Genomic DNA, 14,931 nt, shown 5'->3' with positions numbered 1-14,931 from the left:
GACGACGAGGGCAGAATCAGGGGGTATTCGCCATGGCAGTCTATCCTTACTTAAAACGCGCCACTAGGGCCGCAATATGAGCAGGGCCGACCTCGCAGCAGCCCCCAATGACGGTGGCTCCCGCATCGACCCAAGTTTGAGCGAAATCAGCATAACGGCCAGGCCCAAGGTCAATGCGCGCCTCAAGCGCATCTACGGTCGCCCCGATATGATCAAACGTATTTGCGATGCCAGTAAATCCGTTGGCATAAGCACCAACAATCACACCCGCGCCTGCCAGCAATGGGATCGCTTGACTAACGGCTTCAGGCAATGAACAGTTGATTGACACGACATGCGGTTTAAATTCTGTAATCAATGGAATGATATCTGCAATCGGTTCGCCCGACCGCAATTTGGTCCCATCAGTATCATCAACAGACAGTGACAACCAAACAGGTTTGCCAGTGACACCCGCACCCATAAGACCGCCACGGGCCTGATCAACAGACGACATCGTCTCTAAGATATGTGCGTCGACAAACTTGGCGTGAACACGGGCTAAATGGGCGTACACTTCGGCGGCCTGATCAGCGGGCGGGCTTTTGTCGGGCTGATATGAAAACCCTTGCGGGCCAAGCGCTCCAAGCACCAGACCGCTGCCATACGCATCGCGCGATTGGCAGGCTATTTCACATGCCAATATCGCCAAACGGTCTAACTGATCACCAAGTCCGTTGGGTTCAAGCCGTTCAGGCAGAACAGAATAGCTGTTCGTTGTGGCGGTTTGTGCGCCGGCAGCAAAATAGGCGTCATGGACATCACGCACCATTTGAGGGTCATCCAACAACGCTTGGATCGACCAAAGCCCTGTTGCTTTACCTGCGCGCGCCACCAGCTCTTGGCCCATTCCACCATCAAGAATCGTGATCATTTAATAGCTCCTTTGTTGCCACTGCAATTTATCAGTCAGGCACAGTTACAATATCTAATTTGCGCCAAACTTGGCATTTTGGGTCCAGCCAGTAAGGCGTTTTTGGTGCGCTGTGTCTGGGGTCGCTCCAAACACAGCGCAATACACCCGCAGAAGACCAATCTCTTAAATGTTCATGGTGCTCGTTGTTGGCCTGCGCAGCCCCACACAGGTGTCCAAATCAGTTAAAAAAACCAATTGATCATGACAAGATCGCAATACTGCATGCCGCGAGCAGTCATTCGTATTGGGACTACTCGCATTGGCTTAGGCACAAATGCGGGCGCTCTCCGCGCCCCACAATTGCGTATTGTCTTGCACTGTTGCAACCACATCTTGGCCAAAAATATTCACCATGACCTTTGTCCCTGCGACCGCCATATCAGACTGCCGCATCGCAAGCGCAACAGACTTGTTACGCGTTAACCATAGGCACCCGATGTGGGTTCACCCCCGACTTTGCCATCATAAAGAACCGTCGACATATACGGTGCATCTGCGCGCAGTCTTCAACCATCACAAGCGTGGCGAACCGCTTTTTGCTGCTCCGCTGCTTTTCCGCAAGCAACGCCGCTTTACTAAGAAAATTTTAGGGCTTGTCGAATTTGATGAACCGTTCCATTGCGCCTTCGCGCAGGGAATAATCAGTCGACAAATCTGCCCTTCACGCGCGGCACCTTTTTACGATCCGCAGAGATGAAGTTTACAGCGCCAACAAGGGCCGCGCTGAATCCCTTGCCGTCCTCACCGACCAAAAAGATGTGGTTAAAGCTAGCGACGGCCTACGCCACTTTTTCCGACGCTTTGCCAGCTCAATGAAAAACAAGCGCGGCAATAAGCTCCTGGCTTTAGAGGACGCTTTTAAAGGCCAAGCAGACTCTGGAGTTTTGCAAATAGCAGGCGGCTTTAAATTACTCAGCATTAGCCGCAAGACACAGTCTGAGGACTTTTATACCCCGCCGCCCATTGGCACCCAATTTCCAGGCCAGTAAATGCCCACACTATAAAGACCGCAGTGCGGTGGGCAGATAAAATCGGTATCATTGTCCACCAACACATCGAATTGCTAAGTAACACACTAATACCTATGACAGACAACGCACCCTTTGCCGATCAGGAAACACTGCTGGAGTTATACGCTGGCACCCACCCAGTAAATAATCAGCCTATCTTTGAGAAGGTACTTGCCACGCCGCTCCAGAATAGGGGCGATTTTCGTTTATTAAAATCGCCCCTATTTGTGCGGGGTGTGGCGGCATTAGACAGTATCAATCTCAATGTCGATTCCCATGGCCGCTTTATCGTAGTCGAGCGCGGCGGCAGTCTGTCGATTCGGGTATTTTTGCGTGAACCCAATGAAGCCTTGGAAATGCAGCTCACCGCAGAAATTGAAAAGTTAGCCGGCTGCCTAGACATAAAAACTGAACGCGCCTTGGTCTACAGCATCCATTTCGGCGTAGGATTTAGCAGTATTGAACAACTTATGGGCAAGTGGGTTAACGGTGAAGCGGCAAGTTGGAACTACGGTAATGTCTACGACCCCGACAGCGGCGAAGCTCTCAATTGGTGGCAAGATTTACTAAAAGCCTAAGCCTTGCTCTCTGCGTTTAGCCGTAAGCAAAGAAGATTGTGAACAGGCCTGATAGGAAAGCCCTATGTTACTCGTAATATCTCCGGCAAAAACTTTAGACTTTGAGACCGCCTCACACACCGAGCTATCCACTCAGAACGATTTTTTAGAGAGCTCAGAGACGCTGATCTCACAATTACAAAAGCTCAACCCCGAAGATATTTCGGCACTGATGAAGATCAGTCCTAAGCTTGGCGAGTTAAATCACCATCGGTTTATGAATTGGTCGCGGCCATTTACGCCAGATAATGCCAAGGCAGCTGTACTGGCATTTCGTGGTGACGTTTACACCGGCTTAAATGCAGACAGCTTTGAGCGCGATGATTTTGACTTTGCACAACAGCACTTGCGCATTCTTTCCGGTCTCTATGGCTTGCTGAGACCCTTAGATTTAATACAGCCCTATCGGCTTGAAATGGGTACTCGCTTTGAAAATAAAAATGGTAAGAATTTATACGAATTTTGGGATACCAAGATAACTCAGGCGCTGAACAAGCAACTGACGGAAATCGATTCGCAGATTTTAGTGAACCTAGCGTCAAACGAGTATTTTAGCGCCGTTAAACCCAAAGCGTTAAAAGCAGACATCATCACCCCAGTATTCAAAGACTATAAAAACGACAAGTATAAAATTATTAGCTTCTATGCGAAGAGAGCCCGGGGCCTGATGGCTGCCTATATCATTAAGCAGCGTATCTCAAAGGTCGAACAGTTAAAGGCTTTTGATAGCGAGGGTTATTACTTCAGTTCAGAGCAGTCTACCGCAAGAGAATGGGTGTTTTTAAGAGACGCGGCCGTCTAAGCCGGCGAGGCCTAGACACTTAGACCATCGCCAAAATTTGCTGCCACTCGTCCTTGCTCACCGCCATAATAGATAGGCGGTTGCCCTTCTTAAGCAAAGCCATGCTGCCCAAGGCCGGTGCTGCTTTTAGCTCTGCCAATGGCAGCAGGCGCTTAAATTTACGCTCAAATTTGACATTCACCATGAACCAGCGGGGATCGTGTGCAGTCGCCTTAGGATCGTAATAACGCGACTCAGGGTTTTGCGCACTGGCGTCTGGGTAGGCTTCTTTAACCACCTTGGCAATGCCGGCAATACCGGGTACCGGACAAGATGAGTGATAAAAAAAGACCTTATCGCCACACTTCATCTGGTCACGCATCATGTTCCTCGCCTGGTAATTACGCACGCCATCCCAGTGCTCAGTGCTATTAGGGCGACTGCGCAAATCCTCCAAACTGAAGGTATCTGGCTCGGATTTCATCAACCAATAGGCCATTGTTGCACTCCCATCATAAACGCTAAACTGACTTCCCTAATACGGACTATTCGCCATCGACCCGATGGTGCGCAACTTTGGCGATCCTACTATGATCGATGCTAAGCCCTTCTCGCAGGCATGCGAAAACAACAAAAAAGCGATATTAAATCATTTAAAACCGGCGCTACAAGAATGCCGTGATGTTTTAGAAATCGGCAGTGGCACGGGCCAGCATGGCGTGTATTTTGGCGCTAATATGCCCCAATTAATCTGGCAATGCAGTGACCGTAGTGAAAATATACCCGGTATACGCAACTGGCTCAGCAATACCCCGCTGCCAGCTCCGCTGACATTAGACGTTCACGATGCCGAGTGGCCGACTCAACAATACGACGCCATTTTCTCTGCCAATACCCTCCATATCATGGCCTGGACGGAGGTGGAGTTATTCTTTAACAAAGCGAATACACATCTAAAACCCACAGGGCAGTTATGTATTTATGGCCCCTTTAAGTATCAGGGGAAATTCACTTCTGCTAGCAATGCAGACTTTGACCTACGGTTAAAACATAACAACAGTGTGAGTGGAATACGCAATTTTGAAACGATCGACATCCTAGCTCGCCAGGCTGGATTGAGCTTGCTGGCAGATCATAGTATGCCAGCCAATAACCAGCTAATTATCTGGAAGCGCCAAGCTTAGCAAGCAACCCGTTAAATTCCAAATCTGATATTAGAGAAAATACGGACATAAAAAAACCCGGCCTAGACCGGGTTTTTTCTAAGATGGTACTAACTGCATATCCGCAACTTAGTAATCCATCTCGTCCTCAGACATTTCATATGGCTGATACTCTTCTTCCGAAGCAGGCTCATCCATCATCATCTCTTCAGCTGGCGCGTCTTCAACCATAGGCTCGTCCATCACAGCCGCTTCTTCGACCATTGGCTCGTCCATCATGGTGTCTTCAAGCATAGGCTCTTCGTATACCATTGGTTCAGCAACCATCGCCGCATCGCTCCCCAATACCTTAAGCTCAACACGGCGGTTTTCTGCACGGCCGTCTTTAGTATCGTTACTAGCGATAGGCTGTTCTTCGCCGTAGCCAGTTGCCGTTAAACGGTCACTGCCAACACCACTGCCAACCAAGTAGTTTTTCACTGACTTAGCGCGGTTTTGCGAAAGGTTCATATTGTAGCTAGCGCTGCCCGTGTTGTCGGTATGGCCTTGCAGTTCAACACTGAAGCCAGGTGAGCTGTTTAATGTTGACGCAACGCCATTCAAAATGGTCTCTGCGTTCATGGTCAACTTAGCGCTATTCAGCTCAAAGTTAACACCACGCAAAATCACAGCTTGATCTTGTGCACAGCCATTAGACATAACCGCTTGACCAGCCGGGGTATCGGGGCATGCATCATCGGCGTCTACAACACCATCGCCATCACCATCTAAGGGGCAACCAACTGCATTTACTTCTGCGCCTGCAGGAGTGTTCGGGCACTGATCAAGATAGTCAGCAACGCCGTCATTATCACCGTCAAGTGGGCAGCCTACGCTGTCAACTTGAACGCCAAGAGGCGTACCTGGGCACTGGTCCATTTCGTCCGAAACGCCGTCACCATCAGCATCTTTTACGCCGTATTGCGCGTCGAAGAAGTTATAACGCAAACCAAGCAAAACGCTTTGTGCGCTGTATTCAATCTCAGTTTCAACGGCGCCTGATGTATAACTGGCGTCCTCTGACATGCTGTAACGGTAACCGGCATCAAGCGCCAAGCGCGGAGTCAAATAGTAAGTAACACCAGCACCTATCTGACCAATAAAAACATCATCATCAGCATCACCAACATCTAAGTTCGCTTGACCCAAACCAAAACCGACATAGGGGCGCAGACGCTCACCAGCAGAGAAGTCGTACCATAAGTTACCCATTATCGACATCACTTCCAGCGAACCATTGCTAGAAGAAGTGACACCGGCGGCACGTACGCTGTCGATATCATTTTCGCCCTGACGATACTCAAGTTCTACGCGGTATGGGCTTTCAAACTTATAACCAAAGGTTGCGCCATAGCTAAAATCTTTATCGTAGCTAGCTTCGATATTAGTACTGCCACCTGCACCACCGCCCGAAAAACCATTGAGCAGATCACCGACAACCGGAATGCCACCCGCTACTGGAACGCCGCCAGCAGCAGCCGTTGATACTGTACCGTCTGCATCAAATACGTCGTTGTAAAAAACATTACCACCAACGTAGTAACCTTTTTCCTTTTCGGCTTCAGCCATAGCTGCACCCGCTGCTGATGCCAAAATCACACCGGCAGCAAGAGCAGTCTTCCATTGCTTGCTCATAAACATCCCCTGAATCATTTAAGTTATTTCTTATAAAGCGCAAATTACCACGTCAGCTCGAGCCTTAATACACACTTTCAGACATTGTGCACAATAATGGCGTAAATTTTTGTTTAGACTAGCTACCGCTTAACATTTGAAAGCCGGGAAATGCTAACCGCTCTGGGGGAAGTAGTAAAGTGGTGCTTGATGGTAGTAGTGACGAGATGCCTGTCTTAATGAGCGCCTGTGGCAGGCTATCTTGAGGAGCCCGCTCGAATCACTCGCAGGGCAACTCGACGATTAAGAGCGCGACCTTGCTCAGTATTATTATCTGCAATCGGCATTGCCGCGCCGTAGGCTTGGATTTCGATACGTTCTGAGGCAATACCCAACTCTAGCAAGACCGCCATCACGGCATTCGCCCTATGCCGCGACAATCGATAATTGAAATTCGCTGATCCGCTGCTATCACTATGCCCCTGAAGGGCTAAGCGGAACTGCGGCGAAAGCCTCAACACCTCTGCAACGCGAGACAAGCGCTCACGCGCTTCAGCTGTTATCTCGATGCCACCATGGTCAAACCGCACGCTTTCTAAACTGACCGCTTGTCGGGCCGAGCATCCATTTCGCATTACGCGCTCGCCAGCCCTCGTGCGAGGACATTGATCCTTGCCATTCTTAACCCCGTCGTTATCGCTATCTAAGCAGCCAAATTGATCTACGGCGTTGCCGAGGGGGGTTCCCGGGCAGCGATCTACGGTATCGATGATACCGTCGCTATCACTGTCTGCGCAGCCGTAGCGATCAACACCTGAACCTCTACTTGTCTCTGGGCAGCGGTCCTCAGTGTCCGCAACGCCGTCACCATCGCTATCAATTGGCGACACTGGAGCCGCGGCGCACCCCGACAAAACCAGTGCCAATAGGGAGAGTGCAAATAAGCTTGTAAAAAATACTTTCAATATTGTCGTTCCCAACAGGCCATTCGTTACTCAATACGCCGAGTGTAACTAAGCCAAGTCGGGACACCAATAGCGCAGAATACCTACGTTTGCGCTACCATACGCACCCCATGTCATTCTAAGGCCCCTTCAACATGATTCCCGAACTCCTCTCACCCGCCGGCAGTCTCCGCAATATGTACTATGCATTCGCCTACGGCGCAGATGCAGTCTACGCCGGTCAGCCACGCTATAGCTTGCGGGTGCGAAATAACGAATTCAAAGACGTGGAAACGCTGGGCAAAGGAATAGAAGAAGCGCACCGCCAGAACAAGAAATTCTATCTAGCCTCTAATATTTCACCTCATAACGACAAAATCCGCAGCTATCTACGGGACCTCGCTCCGGTAATAGAAATGCGGCCCGACGCCTTAATCATGGCTGACCCCGGACTGATGATGCTGGTGCGAGAAAAATGGCCTGATATGCCGATTCATTTATCGGTGCAGGCCAATGCCGTTAACTGGGCAGCCGTTAAGTTTTGGCACCAAAACGGCATAGAGCGAGTGATTCTTTCCCGCGAGCTGGCACTAGATGAAATTGAAGAAATTCGTCAGCGCGTGCCGGAGATGGAGATTGAAGTCTTTGTGCACGGCGCGCTATGCATCGCCTATTCTGGTCGCTGCCTATTATCTGGCTATATGAATCACCGCGATCCCAACCAAGGCGCATGCACCAATGCCTGCCGGTGGAAATACCAAGCACATGAGGCCAAAGAGGACGAAACTGGCGACTTGGTGCCGGTGCAAACCTATATCCCTGAGCCCCAGCCCGTGACTGAACCGGTGCTGCTACAGCAAGCCCAACGGCCCGGCGAATTTATGCCTGCTTACGAAGATGAGCACGGCACCTATATTATGAATTCTAAAGATCTGCGCGCGGTACAACACGTCGAGCGCCTAGCTGCGATGGGTGTGCACTCCTTAAAAATTGAGGGCCGCACAAAATCTCATTACTACGTTGCCCGCACCGCCCAAGTATATCGACGTGCTATTGATGACGCGGCACATGGCAAACCCTTCGATATGCATCTGATGGACGAGCTAGATACCCTTGCCAACCGCGGCTACACCGAAGGCTTTTACCGACGTCACCCGCCCAAGGACTACCAAAATTACGAAATGGGTTTAAACAATGCGCAACAGCAGCAGTTTGTTGGCGAAATTGTCGATGCGCGGGATTCGGTGATTACGGTCGATGTCAAAAACCGCTTTGAAACTGGCGACACCTTGGAATTAATGATGCCCGGCGGCAACAGCCGTTTCACCCTAAAAACCCTCAGTGACAAGCACGGCAAGGCGATTAGCGCCGCGCCCGGCTCAGGTCATCGGGTCAAGATTCCTCTGGATCAACCCCTGCCCGAAGCTGCGCTAAAATACGGCTTGTTAGTCAAAGATATTCACGGGTAATTGGCGAAGATCTAAGGGGAGTCATTATGGAAAGACGAAAATTGCGTGTATTGCATGTGCTCGTCAATGTCAGTTTAATTAGCTTGGTATTCGGCGCAATATTAAATTTACTTGCCGGCATATTAGGCAGCTATTATGTGCTGATCATCGGTTTTTTAGTGGTGCTAATTACCTTCTACTGCTATCGCCGAGCCGACAATGAAGCCGCATCTAGCATGGCTTATTACCTATGGCGCTACCTGCCAACCACAATTTTCATCACCATGCCGATAGTGGCGTATTGGTACAGCAGCGGCGCCCAGTGGGCACTGGAAGACATTGTTCACGCGGTTCAAATAGGCTGTAGCTTTCTGCTACCCATTATCTGTTTGCTCTACGTTGAGCGCGTCTTAAAAAACGCCCAGCAGTAAGCCACAAGAGCCGACGGAACTTACGTTCCGTCGGCCTGTTTGAACGGCAACATTTCGCTAGCTTGACGCAGATAATCCCCAATATGGAGATGTTCCTCGTCTAAAAACCGCTGCACCGCCGTTGAAAAATCAGCGTCCACCAGCCAGTGGTTTGAGTAGGTCAATATTGGCGTAAAACCACGCTGAATCTTGTGTTCACCCTGCGCGCCAGGATCAAAATGCCGCAGGCCCTCTCGCAGACAGTACTCGATGCCCTGATAATAACAGGCCTCAAAGTGCAGGAATTCATACTCGCGAATACAGCCCCAATAGCGGCCATAAAGAGTATGTTGATCGCGGAAGTTGAGTGCCACCGCCACCGGTTCATCACCGTGGCTAGCAAGCACCATTACCAATTGCTCTGGCATCGTTGCCGCTAGCTCGGTAAAGAAAGTCTCTGGCAAATACCCGCCGTGACCACTGCGCTTGGCGTAAGTGAGCTGGTAACAGTGAAAGAAGAAGCGCCACTGCTCAGCACTCACTTCAGCCCCAGGCAATACCTGCAGGCTCAAGCCCTGTTCAAGCACCACGCGGCGCTCTTTTCGCAAACCCTTGCGCTTACGCGAGCTAAACGCCGCCAAGAAGCCGTCGAAATCGCCATAATTGCGGTCATACCAGTGATACTGCGGTCCAATACGCTGCATCAAACCTTCTTGCGACCATGTGCTCGCCACTTCTGCCCGCGAGAATAAAATATGCACGGATGACACGCCAAGCTCCTTAGCATGTGCCGGCAGCGCCTTTGCCAATATAGCCATAATGCTGCTGCGTTCACTCTCATCCACTAAGCAGAGCCGTGGCCCGGTCGCCGGTGTAAACGGAATAGCGGATAATAATTTGGGGTAATACGAGCGCCCATGACGCTGGTAGGCATCTGCCCATGACCAATCAAAAACATACTCGCCATAACTGTGAGTCTTGATATAAAAGGGCATAACGCCAACAAGCTGCTCACTTCGGCGAATAACAAGATGATGCGCCTGCCAACCTCGGTCTTCAGAGACCGCACCACTTGCTTCAAGTGCGTGTAAAAAATCGTAGCGGGTGAAGGGGTAATCACAGCCAGCAGCGCTATTCCAAGTCTCAGCGCCGATATCGGAAATACTGTCAACAAACTCTAACTCAAGATCAAACACAGTTCATGCTCCTGTCAAAAAATGGAGCACAATGCCCGCGAAAATAACGATACCCACCCAGTTATTATTTAAAAACGCCTGAAAACATTTATCAGTTTGACGATAGCGGATCAGCTGCTGCTGATAGATAAACAGACCACTGGCAGCAATCACACCCGCATAGTAAATAAAGCTCATATCAAAGCGCGGCCCGGCCATCAACAGGATTACGACAACGCAAACCTGCAGCATCGTCGTGATTGCCTTGTCGTCATCACCAAACAAGATCGCGGTAGATTTCACCCCTATCTTCACATCATCTTCACGATCTACCATGGCGTAAAAGGTGTCATAGCTCACCGTCCAAATTAAAACGCCGATATACAAAAGCCAAGCTGCCGGCGGGGGAAGTTCGCCGGTTTGGGCGGTAAATGCCATAGGAATACCCCAGGCAAAGGCCGCGCCCAAAACCAGCTGAGGCAAGTGGGTATAGCGCTTCATAAAGGGATAAGTGGCCGCCAAGGCGACGGCGACAAACGCAAACCCGACCGTCAGCCAATTGGTGAACAATACCAAAATAAATGCCAATGCACACAAGACCGCAAACAGCAACAAGGCTTCTTTCTCTGTGACCGCGCCAGTGGCGAAGGGCCGATCTTTAGTGCGGCTAACATGGGCATCAATTTTTCGATCCGCATAATCATTGATGACACAGCCGGCAGAACGCATCAAAAATGTTCCCGCCACAAAAATTATCAGTAAATACCACGCTGGGAACCCATCTGCCGCAAGCCATAGAGCCCAAAGCGTAGGCCACAACACCAGATACGTACCAATCGGCCGATCTAGTCGCATTAGGGCGCGATACTGAGGAGTTTGCTTTTTAAGTTGGTGGAGTAATGCGTTCATAAGCTGACCATTGGGATCTTCTAGAAAAAGTATATCAGCACGACCAAGCCGGGTGAAAAGTTACCAGGGACAAAAAGCCGGTAAAAATATCTCGCTTACCATAATAGGATGACCACTAAGTAAAAACCGCGACCGCCGGCCCCACAGATCGTCACTGTGCGGCGCCAGCACTGACTCATCCAACGCAGCGGCGGGCACCTTGCATATTTCATAGCGGTCGCGGGACATATGGGGATCAGTAAACAACAGATGTCCAAGGGGACGGCTGTCTAAAGTCCGCAAGCGATCTAAGCGCCCAACCAGCGAGGTGGCGGGTAAAACGCTACGAGCGTAGACCCAAGGCTCATTGTTGCAATGTAAACGCACCTCCCTCACCAAACCCCAGTGGCGATCGCCCATACCCAGTAAGCGGCGCTCTGATAAACGCGGAATCTGCCAGCGCTGAGCGAGCACTTCAACATGAAAATGCCCATGGGACAGGCGCCGTAAATGCGCTGTTAAAGACCCAGTGTCTAGCAGCCAACGGGCGTCTGCAGCCGGCAAGGCAGAACGAGGAAATTTCTGACAATCGAGCCACTTAGGCTCATGCGACTGGAATCGTGGTGTTTGAAAAGCGTACAATACTCGGCTTCCAGTGTTGGAGGTCACTGAACATAGGTGTTGCCACACAATAAACGCACAGCAATCAAAACTAAAGTGTGGCGGCAGAATGCGTGAATCACCTGCGAGTTGCAAGCATCGATATAGGCCAAACAGGCGATGATATCTAACTAAAAATTACACTAAACTTCCAGTAAAGAATGACGTGGCTTATGAGGAATTAGATTAATGAGTAAGTGGGAATGTATTGTTTGTGGCTGGGTTTACGACGAAAAAGTCGGCGACCCTGACTCTGGTATTGCGGCTGGAACTCGCTGGGAAGACATCCCTGACGACTGGCTTTGCCCCGATTGTGGTGTGGGCAAAGAAGATTTTGAGATGATTGAAAAATCCGAAGAAAGCGATCTTCCCCACCATGAAGAACCCGCATCCGCAAGCAACGAGGCAGCTATCGTTGTAATTGGTACTGGTTTGGCCGGCTATGGTTTGGTTCGCGAGCTGCGCAAACACGACAAAGACAGCCCTGTTATTATGATTACCGCCGACGACGGTCGCGCGTATTCCAAGCCAATGCTGTCAACTGGCTTCACCAAAAACACGGATGCCGACGCACTTGCCCAAAAAGACGCCGGCGGCATGGGTGAAGACTTGAACGCCAGCGTTTGGACCTTGACTAAGGTCACCGCGATCGATACCGCAGCGCAAATCATTACCATTGGCGACAAAGAAACTCAGGTGCACTACAAAAAGCTCGTCTTGGCGCTGGGTGCTGATGTTATCCGTCCACCGGTTAAAGGCAACGCCCAGGACTACATTTACTCCGTCAATGATCTGCTCGACTACGATGACTTCCGCACCGCAGTCGCCAAGAACAATGTTAAAAAAGTCTGCATCATCGGCGGCGGTCTTATCGGCTGTGAATTCACCAACGACTTAATCAACGGCGGTATCGCCACTGAAACTGTTGATCCGCTGGCGTATTGTCTGCCAACTCTGTTACCAGAAGCTGCCGGCAAAGCGGTGCAAGCCGGACTGGAAGCCAAGGGCGCGAAATTCCATTTCGGTCAACTAGTCACAGAAGTGAATAAAGCTGCTGATGGCTTGGTGGTTAGCCTGAACAATGGCGACACCATCAATTGTGACTTAGTGCTTTCTGCCGTTGGCGTGCGTCCGCAAATCAAACTAGCACAAGACGCTGGCATCACCGTAAACCGGGGCATCGCCACTAACCGCCTGCTGGAAACCAGTGCGCCGAACGTCTACGCAATGGGTGATTGTGCCGAAGTCGCCGGTCACGTTCTAGTATATGTAGCACCACTAATGGCACAGGCGCGAGCACTGGCCAAAACGCTTAGCGGTCAAAATACTGAGGTTAGCTATCCTGCTATGCCGGTTACCATCAAAACCCCTGCTTGTCCGGTTACCGTTAGCCCGGCGCCACGCGACGCCGCAGGCAACTGGGAAGTTGAACAGGACGGCATCAATGTGGTTGCACGCTTTGTTGGCAGTGACGGCGAATTGCTGGGCTTTGCTCTCACTGGCGAAGGCACCAAGCAGAAGATGGCGCTGCAAAAATTACTGCCAGCAATTATGGCGTAACTAACCAGTTATCATGTGCGAAAAACCAAGGGCGGGCTGAATAAGTCCGCCCTTTTTTTCGCCCAATCATCGGCACGTTGACCTATATTTTAGCCATTGCGCCGTGACCACATTCGCATATTAATTGAGCGCGGCGACTGAACATTAACTGTCCGTATACAAATCATTGTTAGATTGATAATATTCCCGCGCCCCGATAGTGCGTTATCGAGGGTTCTCAGGGCGGGGTGAAAGTCCCCACCGGCGGTAATCATGCCAAGCATGTAGCCCGCGGGCGCTTGTTGACCATCGGAAAACGATAATGTCAGCGGGGACAGCAGATCCGGTGTGATTCCGGAGCCGACGGTTAAAGTCCGGTTATGAGAAGAGATCGTTACACGCCACAGCGCTTAGTTGCCATCACTATGCTACTGCCGGTCTGTCAGCTCATCTTTGCCCTGCCGTATTCACTTGGGACAAGAAAATGACATCGACAGCTACCGCAACATCAAAACCAACCGTCGCCTTTATCCAAGCCTGCTGGCACCGCGATATTGTTGACCGCTGCAAAGACTCCTTCCTGAAAGAAATGGCAGAGCATAGCGACCTAAACGTCGAGTGCTTTGAAGTGCCAGGCGCCTTTGAAATCCCACTCCACGCCAAATTGCTGGCCCAAACCGGTAAATACGCCGCCATCGTGGGCGCAGGCCTTGTGACCGATAGCGGCATATACAAACACGAATACGTTGCCCAGGCCGTCGTCTCCGGCCTTATGCAAATACAGCTAGAAACCACGACACCGATATTCTCAGTCGTCCTTACTCCGCATAATTTCCACAATAGCGAAGACCACATCAGCTTCTTCCGCGAACATTTTGTGGTGAAAGGTGCGGAAGCCGCAGCAGCCTGTATCGGCACCCTGAGCAGTCTTGCCAAACTGCAAGACTAATACAGGCTCTTTGACTTGCAGATACTAGGCTGCCAAACGCTATGCTAATCTGCGGCGTTAGGTTGATATATTAGCAACCACATTGCGCCAACAGGGAAATACCATGGGCTTTTACAATAATAAAATACTGCCAATCATCATCGACAAAGCGTGCTCGATGTCCTCAATTATGGGCCTGCGAGAAAAGATTGTTCCGCAAGCGAAAGGTATCGTTTTAGAAGTGGGTATGGGCAGCGGCATTAATCTCGCACTATACAATCCCGACATTATCGATTTCGTTTGGGGCTTAGAGCCCTCTCACGGCATGCGCAAAAAAGCCCAAAGCAATCTCGATAAATCTCCGGTCACGGTGAAGTGGCTAGACCTGCCCGGCGAAGAGATCCCCCTCGACGACAATAGCGTCGACACTGTCTTGCTGACCTACACCCTTTGCACCATTCCCGACTGGCAGCGCGCCTTAGAACAAATGCACCGCGTCCTTAAGCCCGACGGTAAATTACTATTCTGTGAACACGGTCTAGCCGAAAGCAGTGCGGTGCAAAACTGGCAGAATAGAGTCACTCCGGTCTGGAAAAAGATTGCTGGCGGCTGCCATCTCAATCGTCCTATCGCTGAATCGATTACCAACTGCGGCTTCACCATCAATAAACTGGAAACCTGCTACGCCGTCGGCGTACCCAAAATCGCCGGTTATATGTACTACGGCGAAGCAGTAAAAAGTTAAAACCTAATCACCCCC

General features: G+C 50.5%; 15 protein-coding genes and 1 riboswitch. Of the genes, 8 read left to right on the top strand and 7 right to left on the bottom strand.

Going from position 1 to position 14,931, the window contains the following annotated elements; genetic code table 11:
* Positions 1-46 precede the first annotated feature (46 nt).
* Complete coding sequence (locus ACI955_RS02255; protein ID WP_415242109.1) at positions 47-913, bottom strand: homocysteine S-methyltransferase family protein; 867 nt, start codon at positions 911-913, stop codon at positions 47-49.
* Positions 914-2,039: 1,126 nt separating this feature from the next.
* Here ACI955_RS02255 and ACI955_RS02250 point away from each other — a divergent pair.
* Complete coding sequence (locus tag ACI955_RS02250; RefSeq protein ID WP_415242108.1) at positions 2,040-2,543, top strand: DUF4265 domain-containing protein; 504 nt, start codon at positions 2,040-2,042, stop codon at positions 2,541-2,543.
* 64 nt (positions 2,544-2,607) lie between these two features.
* Positions 2,608-3,384 (top strand): peroxide stress protein YaaA, encoded by a 777-nt coding sequence (gene yaaA / locus ACI955_RS02245; protein ID WP_415242107.1) that lies wholly within the window; start codon positions 2,608-2,610, stop codon positions 3,382-3,384.
* Between the two features lie 19 nt (positions 3,385-3,403).
* On the opposite strand, the gene ACI955_RS02240 is transcribed toward yaaA, so the two are convergent.
* Positions 3,404-3,862 (bottom strand): EVE domain-containing protein, encoded by a 459-nt coding sequence (locus ACI955_RS02240; RefSeq protein WP_415242106.1) that lies wholly within the window; start codon positions 3,860-3,862, stop codon positions 3,404-3,406.
* 91 nt (positions 3,863-3,953) lie between these two features.
* Between ACI955_RS02240 and ACI955_RS02235 the strand changes: the two genes are divergently transcribed.
* Complete coding sequence (locus tag ACI955_RS02235) at positions 3,954-4,547, top strand: DUF938 domain-containing protein (RefSeq protein ID WP_415242105.1); 594 nt, start codon at positions 3,954-3,956, stop codon at positions 4,545-4,547.
* Positions 4,548-4,655: 108 nt separating this feature from the next.
* On the opposite strand, the gene ACI955_RS02230 is transcribed toward ACI955_RS02235, so the two are convergent.
* Positions 4,656-6,200 carry an OmpA family protein gene (locus tag ACI955_RS02230; RefSeq protein WP_415242104.1) on the bottom strand — a complete coding sequence of 515 codons (1,545 nt, stop codon included), beginning with the start codon at positions 6,198-6,200 and terminating at the stop codon, positions 4,656-4,658.
* Positions 6,201-6,436: 236 nt separating this feature from the next.
* Complete coding sequence (locus ACI955_RS02225) at positions 6,437-7,144, bottom strand: OmpA family protein (protein WP_415242103.1); 708 nt, start codon at positions 7,142-7,144, stop codon at positions 6,437-6,439.
* 134 nt (positions 7,145-7,278) lie between these two features.
* Between ACI955_RS02225 and yegQ the strand changes: the two genes are divergently transcribed.
* A complete protein-coding gene (gene yegQ / locus ACI955_RS02220) occupies positions 7,279-8,592 on the top strand; it encodes a tRNA 5-hydroxyuridine modification protein YegQ (protein ID WP_415242102.1) in 1,314 nt (437 codons plus the stop codon).
* A gap of 26 nt (positions 8,593-8,618) precedes the next feature.
* Entirely contained in the window at positions 8,619-9,002 is a 384-nt protein-coding gene (locus ACI955_RS02215; RefSeq protein ID WP_415242101.1) for a hypothetical protein, read from the top strand.
* Between the two features lie 20 nt (positions 9,003-9,022).
* On the opposite strand, the gene ACI955_RS02210 is transcribed toward ACI955_RS02215, so the two are convergent.
* From ACI955_RS02210 to ACI955_RS02200, 3 genes are read right to left on the bottom strand one after another with little or no spacing between them, the layout of a single operon-like run.
* On the bottom strand, positions 9,023-10,177 hold the full coding sequence (locus tag ACI955_RS02210; RefSeq protein WP_415242100.1) for a GNAT family N-acetyltransferase: 1,155 nt from the start codon (positions 10,175-10,177) through the stop codon (positions 9,023-9,025).
* Between the two features lie 3 nt (positions 10,178-10,180).
* Positions 10,181-11,065, bottom strand: coding sequence for a 4-hydroxybenzoate octaprenyltransferase (ubiA, locus tag ACI955_RS02205; protein WP_415242099.1), 885 nt, complete (start codon positions 11,063-11,065; stop codon positions 10,181-10,183).
* 60 nt (positions 11,066-11,125) lie between these two features.
* Entirely contained in the window at positions 11,126-11,686 is a 561-nt protein-coding gene (locus ACI955_RS02200; RefSeq protein ID WP_415242098.1) for a chorismate--pyruvate lyase family protein, read from the bottom strand.
* A 207-nt stretch (positions 11,687-11,893) separates the two neighbouring features.
* On the opposite strand from ACI955_RS02200, the gene ACI955_RS02195 reads away from it, so the two are divergent.
* From ACI955_RS02195 to ACI955_RS02185, 3 genes are all read left to right on the top strand, one after another.
* Positions 11,894-13,264 (top strand): FAD-dependent oxidoreductase, encoded by a 1,371-nt coding sequence (locus tag ACI955_RS02195; RefSeq protein WP_415242097.1) that lies wholly within the window; start codon positions 11,894-11,896, stop codon positions 13,262-13,264.
* Between the two features lie 209 nt (positions 13,265-13,473).
* Positions 13,474-13,638, top strand: a riboswitch (FMN riboswitch).
* A gap of 89 nt (positions 13,639-13,727) precedes the next feature.
* Positions 13,728-14,192 (top strand): 6,7-dimethyl-8-ribityllumazine synthase, encoded by a 465-nt coding sequence (locus tag ACI955_RS02190; protein WP_415242096.1) that lies wholly within the window; start codon positions 13,728-13,730, stop codon positions 14,190-14,192.
* A gap of 103 nt (positions 14,193-14,295) precedes the next feature.
* On the top strand, positions 14,296-14,916 hold the full coding sequence (locus ACI955_RS02185) for a class I SAM-dependent methyltransferase (RefSeq protein WP_415242095.1): 621 nt from the start codon (positions 14,296-14,298) through the stop codon (positions 14,914-14,916).
* Positions 14,917-14,931: the final 15 nt, after the last annotated feature.

Source organism: Zhongshania sp. (genome assembly GCF_047636175.1).
In the GTDB taxonomy this organism is placed as follows: Bacteria; Pseudomonadota; Gammaproteobacteria; order Pseudomonadales; family Spongiibacteraceae; genus Spongiibacter.
This window is presented reverse-complemented; position numbering and strand designations above follow the sequence as displayed.

What these genes read in the sequence shown, in the direction of transcription:
- ACI955_RS02230 (WP_415242104.1), bottom strand. Translation starts at nt 6,200, where the DNA reads ATGAGCAAGCAATGGAAGACTGCTCTTGCTGCCGGTGTGATTTTGGCA.
- yaaA (WP_415242107.1), top strand. Translation starts at nt 2,608, where the DNA reads ATGTTACTCGTAATATCTCCGGCAAAAACTTTAGACTTTGAGACCGCC.
- ubiA (WP_415242099.1), bottom strand. Translation starts at nt 11,065, where the DNA reads ATGAACGCATTACTCCACCAACTTAAAAAGCAAACTCCTCAGTATCGC.
- ACI955_RS02235 (WP_415242105.1), top strand. Translation starts at nt 3,954, where the DNA reads ATGATCGATGCTAAGCCCTTCTCGCAGGCATGCGAAAACAACAAAAAA.
- ACI955_RS02195 (WP_415242097.1), top strand. Translation starts at nt 11,894, where the DNA reads ATGAGTAAGTGGGAATGTATTGTTTGTGGCTGGGTTTACGACGAAAAA.
- ACI955_RS02185 (WP_415242095.1), top strand. Translation starts at nt 14,296, where the DNA reads ATGGGCTTTTACAATAATAAAATACTGCCAATCATCATCGACAAAGCG.
- ACI955_RS02255 (WP_415242109.1), bottom strand. Translation starts at nt 913, where the DNA reads ATGATCACGATTCTTGATGGTGGAATGGGCCAAGAGCTGGTGGCGCGC.
- ACI955_RS02190 (WP_415242096.1), top strand. Translation starts at nt 13,728, where the DNA reads ATGACATCGACAGCTACCGCAACATCAAAACCAACCGTCGCCTTTATC.
- ACI955_RS02250 (WP_415242108.1), top strand. Translation starts at nt 2,040, where the DNA reads ATGACAGACAACGCACCCTTTGCCGATCAGGAAACACTGCTGGAGTTA.
- ACI955_RS02240 (WP_415242106.1), bottom strand. Translation starts at nt 3,862, where the DNA reads ATGGCCTATTGGTTGATGAAATCCGAGCCAGATACCTTCAGTTTGGAG.
- yegQ (WP_415242102.1), top strand. Translation starts at nt 7,279, where the DNA reads ATGATTCCCGAACTCCTCTCACCCGCCGGCAGTCTCCGCAATATGTAC.
- ACI955_RS02215 (WP_415242101.1), top strand. Translation starts at nt 8,619, where the DNA reads ATGGAAAGACGAAAATTGCGTGTATTGCATGTGCTCGTCAATGTCAGT.